Raw genomic sequence first — 14,630 nt, 5'->3', positions numbered from 1 at the left:
ACGCCGCGATGGTGCTCGCCGCGCGCCGGCGCAGGGTCGCGTAACACGGTCTTCGACGGGCTATCGGAGCTGCGGATTCCGACACCCCCGGATATGTATCCCTGAGCGAAATTTGTCCGCTTAGCACTTAAAGTCGGTTCATGCCCACGCCATACGGTTCCCGCGGCGCCATGGCGTTCAGCGCCGATGAGCTGCGCGTCCTGCGCCGCGCCCTCGCCATCGCCCTGCGGCCATCCCCCGCGCCTTCCGCAGAAAGCAGGGAGGAGGAAATCCAGGAGCTGTGCCGCCTCACGGAAGCCGTGGAGGTGGCCGTCGACGAAGGAGAGCGGCTACGCGCCTTTCTCTTCGCCGACCTGGCCCGATATCGCGCGGCCCTCCCCGGTGCCGCGTCCGGCTTTCTGGAACGCCTCGTGGACGCACTCTCGGCCGGGTACACCCCCGGCGCCGACGACCTCGCCGCCCTGCGCTCGCTCTGCGCCGCCGCGGCGCCCGGTCCGGACGCCGCGCGGCGGCGTGCGCTGCTTCGCCGCTGCGAAGCCCTGGCCGAGCAGGAGCTCTCCAACCGCCTCGCCGGTCGCGCCCGGCGCGCGCATCCCGCGGAGTCCTCGGTCGTGAAGGCCGTGACGCCCGTGCCCTCCGCGGAACCGGCGGGGGTACAGGTCGCCCGTCTCGTCGCGCTGCCGGGCGGCCGCGCCGCCGACGACGAACCGGAGAAGCCGGCGCCGAAGCCGAAGGCGAAGCCCGCGGCCGAGCCCGAGCGGGAGCCGGAGCGGAAGCCCGAGCAGCAGCCGGGGGCCAGACCCAAGCAGGAGCCCGAACGCCGTCCCTCATCACCTTCCGAGCAGCCGGGCCGTCATGTGCCGACTCCGGCCGAGGTGTTCCCGCCTCGCAGGCGCAAGACCCCGCCGGAAGGGCCACCGCCCCGCCCCGAGCAATTGGTCGCGGTCTGACTGGCTACCCTTGAGTCATGGATTATGTCTCCGCGCTGCTGCCGCCCGTGGTCATGGCCGTCGCATTCATCGCTCTGGTCAGGACCATCGTGAAAAGCCAGGGCGGTGCCAACAAGGCCAAGGAGGACGCCGCCGTCGACGCGGCGCTGGCTCGTGGCGAAGGTGGGAGCCGACCGGCCCAGGAGCGGTAGAGCCCGCCTCCTCGGCGCCGGACGCGGCCTTCACGGCATCCCGCCGACCGGACACACGAAGGGCGTACGACTGGGAACACGTGTCCCCGGTCGTACGCCCTTTTTTGCTGTGGGAAATGGGCCCCACGTGAACCGGCATTCAGGACATCTCCCACTATTATTCCAATGTGGTTCGACGATTGGGTGACCTCGAAGACGCGGTGATGACGCGCGTCTGGGAGTGGAACCGGCCGGTCACCGTTCGGGAAGTCCTGGAGGACCTCCAGCAGGAACGCTCCATCGCCTACACCACGGTCATGACGGTAATGGACAACCTGCATCAGAAGGGCTGGGTGCGCAGGGAAGCCGAAGGCCGCGCCTATCGATATGAGGCGGTCTCCACCCGCGCCGCCTACTCGGCCGCACTGATGCACGAGGCTTGGCACACCAGTGACAACGCTGCCGCCGCACTGGTCGCGTTCTTCGGCATGATGTCCCAGGAACAGCGGGAAGCCCTCCGGGACGCCATGCGCGTCGTACAACTCTCCGATCCCGATGACGACGAGGGAGAGTCGGGGCGATAGCGTCCCGCACATGTCCCCGGTATCAAATGAGGTCACTGTCCGCAGGGCGAGGACGAGCGATGTCTCCGCCGTACGCCGTCTCATCGACGCGTACGTGCTCGAGGGCATCCTGCTCGACAAAGCGACGGTCACGCTTTACGAGGACATCCAGGAGTTCTGGGTCGCCGAACGGGACGAGGACGGGCAGGTCCTCGGATGCGGGGCTCTTCACGTGATGTGGGAAGACCTCGCCGAGGTCCGGTCCCTGGCCGTGGACCCGCAGATGAAGGGGGCGGGAGTCGGCCATCAGATCCTGGCCAAGCTCGTTCAGACCGCCCGCTGGCTCGGTGTGCGACGTATTTTCTGCCTCACCTTCGAAGTCGACTTCTTCTCGAAGCATGGGTTCGCGGAGATCGGGGAGACGCCCGTAGATGGGGATGTCTACAGTGAGCTGCTGCGTTCCTATGACGAGGGCGTGGCCGAGTTCCTCGGTCTCGAACGAGTGAAGCCGAACACCCTCGGCAACAGCCGGATGCTTCTGCACCTGTGATCCCTCCCGTGCTTCTGCAACGCCTGATGCGGACTGCCGGGGATGGCTATGACGTACTTAGGGCGATCCCTATGTCCGAATCGCGCACGTTTCCCGTACGCATGCGCTACTCAACCTCACCCAGGGGTTTGTGTTTTTCCGAGAAAGGCGGTTTCCTTTCCGTCGTACTGCTTTTTCGATGAAAGGGAATCCGGTGGCACAGAAGGTTCAGGTCCTTCTTGTCGACGACCTCGACGGTGGCGAGGCCGACGAGACCGTGACGTTTGCGCTGGACGGCAAGACCTACGAGATCGACCTCAAGGCTTCCAACGCGGACAAGCTGCGTGGTCTTCTCGAGCCGTACACCAAGAGCGGCCGTCGCACGGGTGGCCGTGCCGCGTCCGGTCGCAAGGCCCGGGCCGCGGCGTCCGGCGGCTCCCAGGACACCGCGAAGATCCGTGCCTGGGCGAAGGAGAACGGCTACAGCGTCAACGACCGCGGCCGCGTCCCCGCCGAGATCCGCGAGGCGTACGAGAAGGCCAACGCCTGAGCGCGCGAGGCGTTCAGCAGGCGGGCCCGGTGGACCTGTGTGGCCGCCGCGCCCACGAGCCGTACGAGGTCGGGGGCCCGCTCCCCGTCGGCCTCGTGCCCTTGGGCGGAACCCCCCAGGGTCGCCACGGGCAGCGTCGGTTCGATCTCGCACCCCGGCTCGGGAGGCCGCAGCCACACAGGCTGTGGTCCGGTGCACGCGGCCTCCCATGAGCCCCCCGGCCGGCAGGCCGATTCCCCGGGCGGGGGAGCCGAGTCCCCGCGCGGGGGAGCGGAGCCTCCGGGCTGGGGAGCGCGCATCCGGTCGCCGGGTCCGAGAGCGGTCAGATCCAGGGCGACTCCGCCCCACTCCAGCCAGTCCAGCAGCTCCGGGAGCTGTTCCGCGCCGCCCGCGGCGATCAGGAACCGCATCCGGTCGCCGTCCAGCGCGACGGGACCCGTGCGAGGCACGCGCCGCAGCACGGCGGCCCCGGCGTCGGCAGGCAGCTCCAGCGCGTCGAAACGCACTCCGGTGAGCAGGTTCACGGGGCGCCCGGCCGGCTGCCCGCCCGTGACCGGCCAACCCAGTACGCGCTCGTACCACAGGCGGACGTCACACGTTTCGCGCCGGGGGCGCGGGAATGCGGTTGCCATGACCGGACAACTGCCGAACCCCGGGAGAGTTACGCACAGTTGGCATGTGGGTACGGAACGTGGTAAGGGCGACGCAACGGAGAGAATTTCCGGAGCGGAAGGATGTTCGCCCTTAGCTGAGGGAACCGCCCCGCGCCGCATGGAGTATCAGTTCCAGCGGGTAGAAATTTCCTCGTGGGAGGGGCGACGCGCGCGCTCGGCCGGGATGGCGTTCGCCATCGGCGTAGTGGTATCGAGGGTATACGCCTGGCCTGCGGGAACATCGTCTCGCACCATCGGGTTGGAGCTGTTGTCGGCTGTCCGGGGCAGGAGGCCAAGGACGGGTGTCGGCAGTTGGAATGAGCTGTCCCCCACAGCGGGACTAGCATGCGGAAGGACAGGGAGGGGATCGTCCCCGATCTTTCTGACCGCTCTGAGGAGCGATTAACGATGTTCGAGAGGTTCACCGACCGTGCGCGGCGGGTTGTCGTCCTGGCTCAGGAAGAAGCCCGGATGCTCAACCACAACTACATCGGCACCGAGCACATCCTCCTGGGCCTGATCCACGAGGGTGAGGGTGTCGCCGCTAAGGCCCTGGAGAGCCTCGGGATTTCGCTCGAGGCGGTCCGCCAGCAGGTGGAGGAGATCATCGGGCAGGGCCAGCAGGCCCCGTCCGGGCACATCCCCTTCACCCCCCGTGCGAAGAAGGTCCTGGAGCTGTCGCTCCGCGAGGCACTTCAGCTCGGCCACAACTACATCGGTACGGAGCACATCCTGCTCGGCCTGATCCGCGAGGGTGAGGGTGTCGCCGCCCAGGTCCTCGTGAAGCTGGGCGCCGATCTGAACCGGGTGCGGCAGCAGGTCATCCAGCTGCTCTCCGGCTACCAGGGCAAGGAGGCCGCCACGGCAGGCGGTCCGGCCGAGGGCACGCCCTCGACCTCCCTCGTCCTGGACCAGTTCGGCCGCAACCTCACGCAGGCCGCCCGCGAATCCAAGCTCGACCCGGTCATCGGTCGCGAGAAGGAGATCGAGCGGGTCATGCAGGTGCTGTCGCGCCGTACGAAGAACAACCCGGTGCTCATCGGCGAGCCCGGCGTCGGCAAGACGGCGGTCGTCGAGGGCCTGGCCCAGGCCATCGTCAAGGGCGAGGTGCCCGAGACCCTCAAGGACAAGCACCTCTACACCCTCGACCTCGGTGCCCTGGTCGCCGGCTCCCGCTACCGCGGTGACTTCGAGGAGCGCCTGAAGAAGGTGCTCAAGGAGATCCGCACCCGCGGCGACATCATCCTGTTCATCGACGAGCTCCACACCCTGGTGGGTGCGGGTGCCGCCGAGGGCGCGATCGACGCCGCCAGCATCCTCAAGCCGATGCTGGCCCGCGGCGAGCTGCAGACCATCGGTGCGACGACGCTCGACGAGTACCGCAAGCACCTGGAGAAGGACGCGGCCCTGGAGCGCCGCTTCCAGCCCATCCAGGTCGCGGAGCCGTCGCTGCCGCACACCATCGAGATCCTCAAGGGCCTCCGGGACCGGTACGAGGCGCACCACCGCGTCTCGATCACCGACTCGGCCCTCGTGGCGGCGGCCACCCTGGCCGACCGGTACATCTCCGACCGCTTCCTGCCGGACAAGGCGATCGACCTGATCGACGAGGCCGGCTCCCGGATGCGTATCCGCCGGATGACCGCTCCGCCGGACCTGCGCGAATTCGACGAGAAGATCGCCGGGGTCCGCCGGGACAAGGAGTCCGCGATCGACTCGCAGGACTTCGAGAAGGCGGCGTCTCTCCGCGACAAGGAGAAGCAGCTCCTGGCTGCGAAGGCCAAGCGGGAGAAGGAGTGGAAGGCCGGCGACATGGACGTCGTCGCCGAGGTCGACGAGGAGCTGATCGCCGAGGTCCTGGCCACGGCCACGGGCATCCCGGTGTTCAAGCTCACCGAGGAGGAGTCCTCGCGGCTGCTGCGCATGGAGGACGAGCTCCACAAGCGCGTCATCGGCCAGAAGGACGCCATCAAGGCCCTCTCGCAGGCGATCCGCCGTACGCGGGCCGGCCTGAAGGACCCGAAGCGCCCCGGTGGCTCGTTCATCTTCGCCGGCCCGTCCGGCGTCGGTAAGACCGAGCTGTCGAAGACGCTGGCGGAGTTCCTCTTCGGCGACGAGGACGCGCTGATCCAGCTCGACATGTCCGAGTTCAGCGAGAAGCACACCGTCTCGCGGCTCTTCGGCTCGCCTCCCGGCTACGTCGGCTACGAGGAGGGCGGCCAGCTCACCGAGAAGGTGCGTCGCAAGCCGTTCTCCGTGGTCCTCTTCGACGAGGTCGAGAAGGCACACCCGGACATCTTCAACTCGCTGCTGCAGATCCTGGAGGACGGTCGCCTGACCGACTCCCAGGGCCGGGTCGTGGACTTCAAGAACACGGTCATCATCATGACGACCAACCTCGGCACCCGGGACATCTCCAAGGGCTTCAACCTCGGCTTCGCGGCCGGGGGCGACCTCAAGACCGGCTACGAGCGGATGAAGGCCAAGGTCAACGACGAGCTGAAGCAGCACTTCCGGCCGGAGTTCCTCAACCGTGTCGATGACACGGTGGTCTTCCACCAGCTCTCGCAGGACGACATCATCCAGATCGTCGACCTGATGCTGACCAAGGTGGACGAGCGGCTCAAGGACCGCGACATGGGCATCGAGCTCAGCGGCGAGGCCAAGAAGCTGCTCGCGAAGAAGGGCTACGACCCGATCCTGGGCGCCCGGCCGCTGCGCCGGACGATCCAGCGGGAGATCGAGGACATGCTGTCGGAGAAGATCCTCTTCGGCGAGCTGCGCCCCGGTCACATCGTGGTCGTCGACACCGAGGGCGAGGGCGACGACGCGACGTTCACCTTCCGCGGCGAGGAGAAGTCGGCGCTGCCCGACGTCCCCCCGATCGAGTCCGCGGCGGGCGGTTCGGGTCCGAACCTGACGAAGGACGTCTGATCGTCGGCGCTCCCTGTCCGGTGAGGCCCGTTTCGACTGCCCGACGGTGAGCCAGAAGGGCCCGGCCCGGAACCGTACATACGGTTCCGGGCCGGGCCCTTTGCGCGTCGGTGACCGGACTGCGGCGGGGTGCGACGGCCGGGTGCCTTCCGGTACCGCGGTTGCGGTACCCCCGGCCGGTGTCAGGCCGAGTTGATGATCTTGACTTCCCCGGAGAGCCGGTTCAGGCCGAGGACCGGCGCCTCGCCGCGCGGCAGCACGATCTGCTCCAGCCACGGCAGTCCGGCCAGGGGCATGAGATCCAGGGCGTAGCGCGCGGCCTCGTCGCCGACGACTTGGAGCCGGGCGAGGCCGGGGAAGAGCCCGGGCACGGGCCCGAGGGGGTGCGCCGTGGTGTCGGCATGCAGCAGGACGAGGTCCGAGACCGAGGGCAGGGCGAGGAAGTCCGGACAGGTGCTGAAGGCGGCGAAGGACAGTCGCAGAACGGACAGGTTGGGCAGAGCGGCCAGTTCGGCCCAGTCGGCAGGGGACAGCCGGCTGGTGAAGTGGCTGAGGAACAGGGCATCGACCCGCTCCAACGGCTCAGCCCTTGCAGCCCGCCCTCGGGCATGGAGGCGCGGGAGAGGTCGAGCACCGCCAACGGAGCCTCGCGGGGGAGTGAGTCGAGGCTCCGCGGGGCGCCGTAGCGGGTGCCCAGACCGAGGTGTTCGAGACGGGACAGCCCGGACAGTCCCTCGAGGCCGGCCGGTGCATCGAACTCCAGGGAGCGGAGCGGCAGTCCGGCCATGGAGGACAGGTCCCGGACCTGTCGGCATGCGCTGATGGCGAGTTCGGTGAGAGTGTCCTGCCCGCGCAGGAACGAGAGGTCCGTCAGTGCGTCGTTGTCCTGCACCTTGACTTCGGTGAGTGCCCGTGCTGCGTACGCGGCCAGCCTGCCTGGGGCGATGGTGCCTCGCGCGTCGAGCATGGGCCGGGTGCCCAGTCCGCGCAGACCGTCGAGCTGTTCGTCGGACCTGACGGTGAGACAGAGGTCCCCCGGATCGAGGCGGGCGATGACCTCGTCCGCGTACGCGGCGGTGTCGAACCGCGACCAGCCCCAGACGAGTTGGGACCGGACGGCGAGCGAGTTTGTTCCGCCGTTGAGTCCACCGCCGAGAGCGACCGCGCCGTCGAACAGTGAGGTGACGACATAGCGCCGATGATCGCGGGATCCACGTCCCAGCCCCCCGGCGGCAGTGGCGCACGCCGTGACGGTGCGCGGCCCGGCTGTGGTCGGCGGGGCGTACGCGCCCCGTGGCACAGCGTAGGGGGAAGCCGTCCGAGACGGCATCCGGCGCTTGCGTCCGGGACCCCGACTCGAACGATGGCGACCTTAATGTCCCTTTTGTTCTCGGCGGCTGGTGATGTGTCGCACGTGGTGCGGCTCACTTACTAGGCGCATTAGGACTCACCTACGGCGGAATGTCCAATTTGCCCGTGGAATGGCAAGCGCTCCGCTGCGGCCGGGCCTTCGCCGGCCTTGGCTTCCCAGGGAGTCGCGCCCCTGGGTCCGGGGCTCCATATGAACGTGTTCATCCTCCGCGGACATCAGAGGCCCTTCGGTCGGGCCCAGTGTCGTTTCCGGTTGGGATTCATCCCTCTTTGCTACGACTTCACCTAGTAGGGACGGCGCTTGGCTGCTCGGAGAAGGCGGGTTACCAAGGTGGGGCGATCCCGGACGCACTGCCGGGATTCATTCACTTCTTGGAGGAAAGCCCGTATGACGAAGCACGACCGGAAGCCCGCCATCACGAGCAGGACCGCCCTTCGCCGCCGCGCCGGCATCCTGGCCGTGGGCACGGGAGCCTCGCTCGTGGTGGGGACCGGGGTCGCGCTCGCCGCAGGGGGCGGCTCGGCTCCTCAGGGTGGCGAGCTCTTCGCCCTGAACACCGCCAACGCGCTTTCCAAGGCCGTCCACGGCCAGGCCGACGGCCAGAAGAAGGCCGCGGACACCAAGGCCGAGGCCGCCGCCAAGGCCGACAAGGGCGCCGAGACCGCGAAGGCCAAGACCGCCAAGGCCAAGGCCGACGCCGCCGAGCGCGCCGCCGAGCGCGCCGCCGACAAGGCCGCCGCCGACCGCAAGAAGCGTGCCGTGTTCAAGGCCGCCGCGCCGAAGCCGGCCTCCTGGGTCAAGCCGGTGGACCACTACACCAAAGGCTCGACCTTCGGCCTCGGTGGCTCGATGTGGTCCAACAAGCACTCGGGCCAGGACCTCGTCGTGCCGAGCGGCACCCCGGTGAAGGCCGCCCACGGCGGCACCGTCGTCGAGGCGGGCTGGGGAGGCTCGTACGGCAACAACATCGTGATCAAGCACGGCGGCCGTACGTACACCCAGTACGGCCACCTGTCGCAGCTCGGCGTCTCCGCCGGCCAGACCGTGAAGACGGGCCAGGTCATAGGCAAGTCGGGCAGCACCGGCAACTCCACAGGCCCGCACCTGCACTTCGAGACCCGTACGGCCCCGGTCTACGGCTATGCGGTCGAGCCGCTCAAGTTCATGCACAGCCACGGCGTCGCCCTGTAAGCGGGCTTCGTCACCTCACGGCTGCGGGTGATGCGCCGACGTCACCAGCTCCAGGGCGACCTCGAGGGCGGCATCCTGCTTGTCCTCGGGGTCGCCCTCGATGTCCCGCAGCGCGAACATCCCGGCGTGGATGGTGAACAGCGCGCTGATCCCACGCACACGGTCGGTCAGCGTCCAGTCCTCTTCCTTGACTAGGTCGAACATCGAGAACATGCGCTCCTTGAAGCGCTCGCCGATGCTCAGCTCGCGCACCGTCGCCTGGTTCTCCTGGATGAAGCGGAAGAGCGGGGCGGCGTCGTGCAGGGCGGCGCTGTAGCGGCGCACCAGTTCCTGCTTGGATTCCAGCGTGCGGGGCTGCTCCCGCCCCCACTCGATCAGCTCGTCCAGCGGTCGGCAGCCGTCGTCGAAGATGCTGATGATCAGGTCTTCCTTGGTCTTGAAGTGGTAGTACAGCGCTGCCTTCGTGACCTGGAGGTGTTCGGCGATCTCGCGCAGCGAGGTCTTCTCGTAACCGCGCTCGGCGAAGAGCGACAGGGCGACGTCCTGGATGCGCTGGCGGGTGCCGCCGCGACTCGCCTGTGCTGTGCTGCCCATGGTGCTGCTCTCCTGCGCTCAGTCCGGGACGGACCCGTTGGGGCACCCAAACTTACTTGACGCCCGGCAAGCCTCCGACTTACCTTCTGCAAGTGTAGCCACTAGCCGGTCGGCAAGTAAGCAGGAGTTCCGCCATGTCCCAATCCCCGTCCACCACCGGAGAGCCTCCGGCGGAGACCTCCGTCCCGAAGGAAGGTCCGCTCGAGGGGCCCCCGGCGCGCAGCGTCCGGGTGGTCCTGCTCGCGCTCATGATCGCGATGCTGCTCGCCATGCTCGACAACATGATCGTCGGCACCGCGATGCCCACGATCGTCGGCGAACTGGGCGGGCTGGAGCACCTCTCCTGGGTGGTCACCTCGTACACCCTGGCCACCGCGGCCTCCACGCCGATCTGGGGCAAGCTCGGCGACATGTACGGCCGCAAGGGCATCTTCCTGTCCTCGATCGTGGTCTTCCTGCTCGGTTCGGCGCTCTCCGGCATGTCCCAGACGATGGGGCAGCTCATCGGCTTCCGCGCCGTCCAGGGACTCGGCGCCGGCGGGCTGATGGTCGGTGTGATGGCCATCATCGGCGATCTCATACCGCCGCGGGAGCGGGGCCGGTACCAGGGCATGATGGTCGGCGTCATGGCGCTCGCCATGATCGGCGGGCCCCTGGTCGGCGGCACCATCACCGACCACCTCGGCTGGCGCTGGAGCTTCTACATCAACCTGCCGCTCGGCGCCGTCGCCCTGATCATGGTGACTGCCGTGCTGCATCTGCCGAAGAAGCGGGTGCAGGGCCGGATCGACTATCTCGGGGCCGCGCTGCTCACGGCCGCCATCACGGCGATGGTGCTGGTCACGACCTGGGGCGGTACGGAGTACGCCTGGGGCTCGGCCACCATCATCGGACTCTCCGCCGGGGCCGTGGCCGCGCTCGGCGTCTTCCTCGTCGTCGAGCGCAGGGCGTCGGCTCCCGTCCTCCCGCTGGGGATCTTCCGCAACGCCAACTTCTCGCTCATCACCCTGATCGGCTTTCTCGTCGGCTTCGTGATGTTCGGCGCGATGACGTTCCTGCCGCTGTTCCAGCAGACCGTGCAGGGGGCGTCGGCCACCAATTCGGGGCTCCTGCTGCTGCCCATGCTGCTGGCGATGATGGCCGTGTCCCTGATCGCGGGCCGGGTCACCACGCAGACCGGCAAGTACAAGGTCTTCCCGATCATCGGCAGCGCCCTGATCGTCGTAGGGCTCTTCCTCCTGGGCCAGATGGACACCGGGACCTCCCGTTTCACCTCGGGCGTCTACATGGCGGTGCTCGGCGCCGGCATGGGCTTCCTGATGCAGATCACGATGCTCGTGGCGCAGAACAGCGTGGAGATGAAGGACATGGGCGTCGCCTCCTCCACCTCCACCCTCTTCCGTACGATCGGCGGCTCCTTCGGCGTCTCGATCATGGGCGCTCTCTTCACCCACCGTGTGCAGGAGGTCATGGCCGAGGGGGGCGGCGCGGCGGCCTCCGGTCTGGCCTCGGGGACGGCCCAGCTCGACGCCGCGAGCCTGGCGAAGCTGCCGGACCCGGTGCGCGAGGCCTACCAGCACGCGGTCGCGGGCGGTACGGAGATCGTCTTCCTGATCGGCGCGGTCATCGCGGTGATCGGGTTCGTGGCCGCCTGGTTCATCAAGGAGGTGCCGCTCAGGGGCGCCGGTCCTCAGCCGGGCGCGGGCGAGGGCGACGAGATGCCCGGCCCCGACCCGGAGGCCGCTGAGGACGCCGTCCCGCAGGGCGGGGGGAACGGGGGCCCGCAGGGCGGGAAGCAGGGCCGTGCAGGGCAGGAGCCCTTGTCAGTGGGGCGTGCCAGCATCGACACATGACCACACCGCCGGGCCCTGCCGCACCCGGGCCCACGCCTCCCGGCACGGCGCACCTCGCCCATCTGCGGCAGTTGCGCCGTGCCAAGGACGCGATGGACCGCGACTGGGCCGAGCCGCTCGACCTGGACGCGGTCGCGGCGCATGCGGGCTATTCGCGGTTCCACTTCGTCCGCGCCTTCAAGGCTGTATACGGTCAGACCCCCGGCCAGTACCTCAGCCGCCGCCGCATCGAACGCGCCGAGGAGCTGCTGCGTACGGCGGATCTGTCGGTCACCGAGATCTGCACGCTGGTCGGGTTCAGCAGCCTCGGCACCTTCTCCGCGGGCTTCAAGAAGCAGACCGGTCTGACCCCGAGCGAGTACCGCAGGAAGCACGTGGGGCGCGGCGCGGCCCTCATACCGGGGTGCTATGCCCTGCTCTGGTCGGGCGGGTTCAAGGGGCTGGAGCAGCGCGGTTACCGGGAGGGCCAAGGCCGCAGCGAGGGCGGAGGCCGCCGGGAGGGCCAGAGCCGCCAGGGCGGCGATGACCGCGAGGACCGCAGGGAGGGCCCTGAACATCGGGAGGTCCGGGGGCGCGAGCACCGCAATTCTGGAGAAGCCCCCTGACTCCCGCGCTGCCTACGGTGGCAGGGCAGCGGGGGAGCAAAGCCCCCGCGCCGTCCGTCCCACCACACCTTCAGGAAACGTGGAGAGTGCCATGATCAAAGGAATCGCCATCACCACCGTCTGGGTCCTCGACCAGGACCGGGCCAAGGAGTTCTACACCGAGAAACTCGGCCTCGAGGTGCGGACCGACATGACCATGGGCGACGGCGGTATGCGCTGGCTCACCGTCGGCGCGAAGGACCAGCCGGACGTCGAGCTCACGCTGATGGTGCCCGGCCCGCCCGGCCTCGACCCCGAATCCGCGGAGGCCGTGAAGACGCTGATCTCCAAGGGCGTACTCGGCGCCGGTGTGCTCGTCACCGACGACGTCCACGCGGACTACGAGACGCTGAAGGGGCGGGGCGTGGAGTTTCTGCAGGAGCCGCAGGAGCGCCCGTACGGCATCGAGGCGATCTTCCGCGACGACTCGGGCAACTGGTTCTCGTTCACCCAGCGCAACGAGCAGCTCGACCTGGACAAGGAGTGGGCCAACTGAGGAGTGGGCCAACCGAGGGCCCCTCAAGCCAAGAGGCTTGATCGGGGACGTCCGGCCCGCCGGGACGCTCAGGCCCTGCCCCGCCCCGCGGGATTGATGATCGGGATGCTGCCGGTATCCGTCGGGGCGGATTCCGGCAGCCAGAGCACGGCGATGGCGCCCCCGTCCGTGCGGGGCTCGGTCCCCTCGCCGTCACTGCCCGGCTGAGGGGCGGCGTTGCGGAACGTGAGCCGTGCACCCAGCACCCGCGCCTGGCCCGTCGCGATGGTCAGCCCCAGACCGTGACCGAGCCCGGCCCGGTCGTCGCGGCCCGTGCGGAACCTGCTCGGCCCGTCGGCCAGCAGCTTCACGGGGAAGCCCGGCCCGTGGTCGCGTACGCGCAGCACCCGTCCGTCGATCGTGACGACGACCGGCGGCCTGCCGTGCCGGGCGGCGTTCGCCAGGAGATTGCCCAGGATCCGTTCGAGCCGCCGAGGGTCGGTGTGCGCATTGGCGTCCCGTAGGACCCGTACCGTGGCCTCCGGGGCGAAGGCCTTGACCCGGCGGGTGACGAACTCGCCCAGCGCGACCTCCTGCAGCTCGGCACGTTCGGTCGCGCTGTCGAGACGGGCCACTTCGAGGACGTCCTCGACGAGCGTGCGCATGGCCTGCGCCCGGTCCCGTACGAGCTCGGTCGGGCGGCCCGGTGGCAGCAGTTCGGCCGCGGTGAGCAGCCCGGTGACCGGGGTCCGCAGTTCATGGGCGATGTCGGCCGTCACCCGGCGCTCGGCTTCGAGCCGCTGCTGCAGCGCGTCGGCCATGGCGTCCACGGCCCGGGCCAGATCGTCGGTCTCGTCCCGGACCCGGCCGCCGATCGCGTCCCGGACGCGGACACCGGTGTCGCCATCGGTGATCTTGCCGGCGGCGGTGGCGGCCCTGCGCAGGCGCCCGGAGAGCTTGCCGCCGACGAACACGCCCACCGCACAGCCGCCCAAGAGGACCGAGACCGAGCCGATCACCAGCGTCCTGTCGAGGTCGGCGAGGTCGGCTGCGCGGTTCTCCGCGACGTCGTGGTTCGAGAGCACATCGCCATTGGGCAGCGGGACCGCGGCCCAGACCACCGGCATCCCGTCGCCGTTGTACTGCAGATAGGTGGCGAGGTGCCCCTTCTCCACCGCTTTCCTGAGCGCCTTGGGCAAGGCGGGGTCGTTCACCCTGGACTTGGCGAAGGGCTGGTTGAATTTCTCGTAGTAGTACCTGGCATGTGTGATCCGCTCGACCTGCACATCGCGGCTGCCGTCGAGCATCGACACCCGCGCGGCGTTGTGCACCACCAGGCTGATCACGATCGCCACGAGCGTGCTCACCGCGGCGATGGCGATGCTCAGCTTCCAGCGGATACCGGTGCGCAGGGAGAGCGTTACCACGAGTCGTCCGTTCAGCTCTTGAGCTTGTAGCCGAAGCCGCGGACCGTCTCCAGGCGGTCCTGGCCGATCTTCGCGCGGAGGCGCTGCACATGGACGTCCACGACGCGGGTGTCGCCGCCCCAGCCGTAGTCCCAGACCCGTTCCAGCAGCCGGTCCCTGGACAGTACGGTGCCGGGCGTGGCGGAGAACTCCAGCAGCAGCCGCATCTCGGTCGGGGTCAGGGCGACGGGTTCACCTCCTTTGCGGACCTCCATGCCCTCCGTGTCGATCTCCAGGTCGCCGAAGCGCAGGGGTTCGCCGTCGTCGCCTGTGCCGTCCCCGTCGGCGGAGGCGTCGCCGGGGCCGCCGCCGGCGTTCCCGAAGCGGCGCAGCACGGCCCGGATGCGGGCCATCAGCACGGCGCCGTCGAAGGGCTTGGTCACGTAGTCGTCGGCCCCGGCCTCCAGGCCCAGCACCACGTCGATGGAGTCGGCACGCGCCGAGAGCATGATGACGGGGACGGTCGACTCGTCCCGGATCCTGCGGCACAGGCTCACGCCGTCCATGCCGGGAACCATCACGTCCAGCAGCGCGATGTCCGGCGGATCCGTGCGGAACCGCTCCAGCGCCGCCAGCCCGTCCGGCACCGCCGTGACGACGAATCCGTCCCGCTCCAGGGCGAGTTGGGTCGCTTCGCGGATGACGTCGTCGTCCTCGACGAAGAGCACATGCGTCACTGCCACTGC

The 14,630-nt window shown here is 69.0% G+C and carries 15 protein-coding genes and 1 pseudogene; 11 read left to right on the top strand and 5 right to left on the bottom strand.

Annotated features, from left to right (window positions below):
• Nucleotides 1-140: 140 nt before the first annotated feature.
• The 5 genes from AB0M26_RS25905 (at nt 141) to AB0M26_RS25885 (ending at nt 2,762) form a co-directional block, all read left to right on the top strand.
• Nucleotides 141-950, top strand: a complete 810-nt coding sequence (locus tag AB0M26_RS25905) for a hypothetical protein (protein ID WP_365264397.1) — start codon at nt 141-143, stop codon at nt 948-950.
• A 17-nt stretch (nt 951-967) separates the two neighbouring features.
• Nucleotides 968-1,141, top strand: coding sequence for a hypothetical protein (locus AB0M26_RS25900; RefSeq protein ID WP_365264394.1), 174 nt, complete (start codon nt 968-970; stop codon nt 1,139-1,141).
• Nucleotides 1,142-1,308: 167 nt separating this feature from the next.
• A complete protein-coding gene (locus AB0M26_RS25895) occupies nt 1,309-1,704 on the top strand; it encodes a BlaI/MecI/CopY family transcriptional regulator (protein WP_365264391.1) in 396 nt (131 codons plus the stop codon).
• Nucleotides 1,676-2,233 (top strand): amino-acid N-acetyltransferase, encoded by a 558-nt coding sequence (locus tag AB0M26_RS25890; protein ID WP_365264389.1) that lies wholly within the window; start codon nt 1,676-1,678, stop codon nt 2,231-2,233. Before AB0M26_RS25895 ends, AB0M26_RS25890 begins: the two co-directional genes overlap by 29 nt.
• Nucleotides 2,234-2,426: 193 nt before the next feature.
• The gene (locus AB0M26_RS25885; RefSeq protein WP_360847201.1) at nt 2,427-2,762 is read left to right on the top strand and encodes an Lsr2 family protein; all 336 of its coding nucleotides are present in this window, start codon (nt 2,427-2,429) and stop codon (nt 2,760-2,762) included.
• Here AB0M26_RS25885 and AB0M26_RS25880 read toward each other — a convergent pair.
• Nucleotides 2,693-3,394 carry an SCO3374 family protein gene (locus tag AB0M26_RS25880; protein ID WP_365264387.1) on the bottom strand — a complete coding sequence of 234 codons (702 nt, stop codon included), beginning with the start codon at nt 3,392-3,394 and terminating at the stop codon, nt 2,693-2,695. The two genes, AB0M26_RS25885 and AB0M26_RS25880, sit on opposite strands and share 70 nt — an antisense overlap.
• A 429-nt stretch (nt 3,395-3,823) precedes the next feature.
• On the opposite strand from AB0M26_RS25880, the gene AB0M26_RS25875 reads away from it, so the two are divergent.
• On the top strand, nt 3,824-6,349 hold the full coding sequence (locus AB0M26_RS25875; RefSeq protein WP_365264384.1) for an ATP-dependent Clp protease ATP-binding subunit: 2,526 nt from the start codon (nt 3,824-3,826) through the stop codon (nt 6,347-6,349).
• 182 nt (nt 6,350-6,531) lie between these two features.
• On the opposite strand, the gene AB0M26_RS25870 is transcribed toward AB0M26_RS25875, so the two are convergent.
• A complete protein-coding gene (locus AB0M26_RS25870; RefSeq protein ID WP_365264381.1) occupies nt 6,532-6,927 on the bottom strand; it encodes a hypothetical protein in 396 nt (131 codons plus the stop codon).
• A gap of 125 nt (nt 6,928-7,052) precedes the next feature.
• On the opposite strand from AB0M26_RS25870, the gene AB0M26_RS25865 reads away from it, so the two are divergent.
• Together AB0M26_RS25865 and AB0M26_RS25860 are read left to right on the top strand one after the other, a co-directional pair.
• Nucleotides 7,053-7,529 (top strand): hypothetical protein, encoded by a 477-nt coding sequence (locus tag AB0M26_RS25865; RefSeq protein WP_365264378.1) that lies wholly within the window; start codon nt 7,053-7,055, stop codon nt 7,527-7,529.
• A 579-nt stretch (nt 7,530-8,108) separates the two neighbouring features.
• Nucleotides 8,109-8,912: a M23 family metallopeptidase gene (locus AB0M26_RS25860; protein ID WP_365264375.1), complete on the top strand. Its 804-nt coding sequence runs from the start codon at nt 8,109-8,111 to the stop codon at nt 8,910-8,912.
• A 15-nt stretch (nt 8,913-8,927) separates the two neighbouring features.
• On the opposite strand, the gene AB0M26_RS25855 is transcribed toward AB0M26_RS25860, so the two are convergent.
• Nucleotides 8,928-9,506 carry a helix-turn-helix domain-containing protein gene (locus tag AB0M26_RS25855; RefSeq protein ID WP_365264373.1) on the bottom strand — a complete coding sequence of 193 codons (579 nt, stop codon included), beginning with the start codon at nt 9,504-9,506 and terminating at the stop codon, nt 8,928-8,930.
• A 134-nt stretch (nt 9,507-9,640) separates the two neighbouring features.
• Here AB0M26_RS25855 and AB0M26_RS25850 point away from each other — a divergent pair, with 134 nt between their 5' ends.
• The 3 genes and pseudogenes from AB0M26_RS25850 (at nt 9,641) to AB0M26_RS25840 (ending at nt 12,499) form a co-directional block, all read left to right on the top strand.
• Nucleotides 9,641-11,359, top strand: coding sequence for an MDR family MFS transporter (locus AB0M26_RS25850; RefSeq protein WP_365264370.1), 1,719 nt, complete (start codon nt 9,641-9,643; stop codon nt 11,357-11,359).
• 92 nt (nt 11,360-11,451) lie between these two features.
• A pseudogene (locus AB0M26_RS25845) lies at nt 11,452-11,793 on the top strand (helix-turn-helix transcriptional regulator); the annotation flags it as partial.
• 262 nt (nt 11,794-12,055) lie between these two features.
• Nucleotides 12,056-12,499: a VOC family protein gene (locus AB0M26_RS25840; RefSeq protein WP_365264368.1), complete on the top strand. Its 444-nt coding sequence runs from the start codon at nt 12,056-12,058 to the stop codon at nt 12,497-12,499.
• 68 nt (nt 12,500-12,567) lie between these two features.
• Here the strand turns inward: AB0M26_RS25840 and cseC are convergent, their stop codons facing one another.
• Nucleotides 12,568-13,905, bottom strand: a complete 1,338-nt coding sequence (cseC, locus tag AB0M26_RS25835) for a two-component system sensor histidine kinase CseC (protein ID WP_365264366.1) — start codon at nt 13,903-13,905, stop codon at nt 12,568-12,570.
• 11 nt (nt 13,906-13,916) lie between these two features.
• Nucleotides 13,917-14,627, bottom strand: a complete 711-nt coding sequence (gene cseB / locus AB0M26_RS25830; protein WP_365264364.1) for a two-component system response regulator CseB — start codon at nt 14,625-14,627, stop codon at nt 13,917-13,919.
• Nucleotides 14,628-14,630 lie beyond the last annotated feature (3 nt).

This window comes from Streptomyces sp. NPDC051776, assembly GCF_040681345.1.
Taxonomy (GTDB): Bacteria; Actinomycetota; Actinomycetes; order Streptomycetales; family Streptomycetaceae; genus Streptomyces.
The sequence above is the reverse complement of the archived record's forward strand: the minus strand, read 5'-3'. Positions and strand labels throughout refer to the sequence as shown.

What these genes read in the sequence shown, in the direction of transcription:
- AB0M26_RS25860 (WP_365264375.1), top strand. Translation starts at nt 8,109, where the DNA reads ATGACGAAGCACGACCGGAAGCCCGCCATCACGAGCAGGACCGCCCTT.
- AB0M26_RS25905 (WP_365264397.1), top strand. Translation starts at nt 141, where the DNA reads ATGCCCACGCCATACGGTTCCCGCGGCGCCATGGCGTTCAGCGCCGAT.
- AB0M26_RS25900 (WP_365264394.1), top strand. Translation starts at nt 968, where the DNA reads ATGGATTATGTCTCCGCGCTGCTGCCGCCCGTGGTCATGGCCGTCGCA.
- AB0M26_RS25840 (WP_365264368.1), top strand. Translation starts at nt 12,056, where the DNA reads ATGATCAAAGGAATCGCCATCACCACCGTCTGGGTCCTCGACCAGGAC.
- AB0M26_RS25890 (WP_365264389.1), top strand. Translation starts at nt 1,676, where the DNA reads ATGACGACGAGGGAGAGTCGGGGCGATAGCGTCCCGCACATGTCCCCG.
- AB0M26_RS25855 (WP_365264373.1), bottom strand. Translation starts at nt 9,506, where the DNA reads ATGGGCAGCACAGCACAGGCGAGTCGCGGCGGCACCCGCCAGCGCATC.
- AB0M26_RS25880 (WP_365264387.1), bottom strand. Translation starts at nt 3,394, where the DNA reads ATGGCAACCGCATTCCCGCGCCCCCGGCGCGAAACGTGTGACGTCCGC.
- AB0M26_RS25850 (WP_365264370.1), top strand. Translation starts at nt 9,641, where the DNA reads ATGTCCCAATCCCCGTCCACCACCGGAGAGCCTCCGGCGGAGACCTCC.
- AB0M26_RS25875 (WP_365264384.1), top strand. Translation starts at nt 3,824, where the DNA reads ATGTTCGAGAGGTTCACCGACCGTGCGCGGCGGGTTGTCGTCCTGGCT.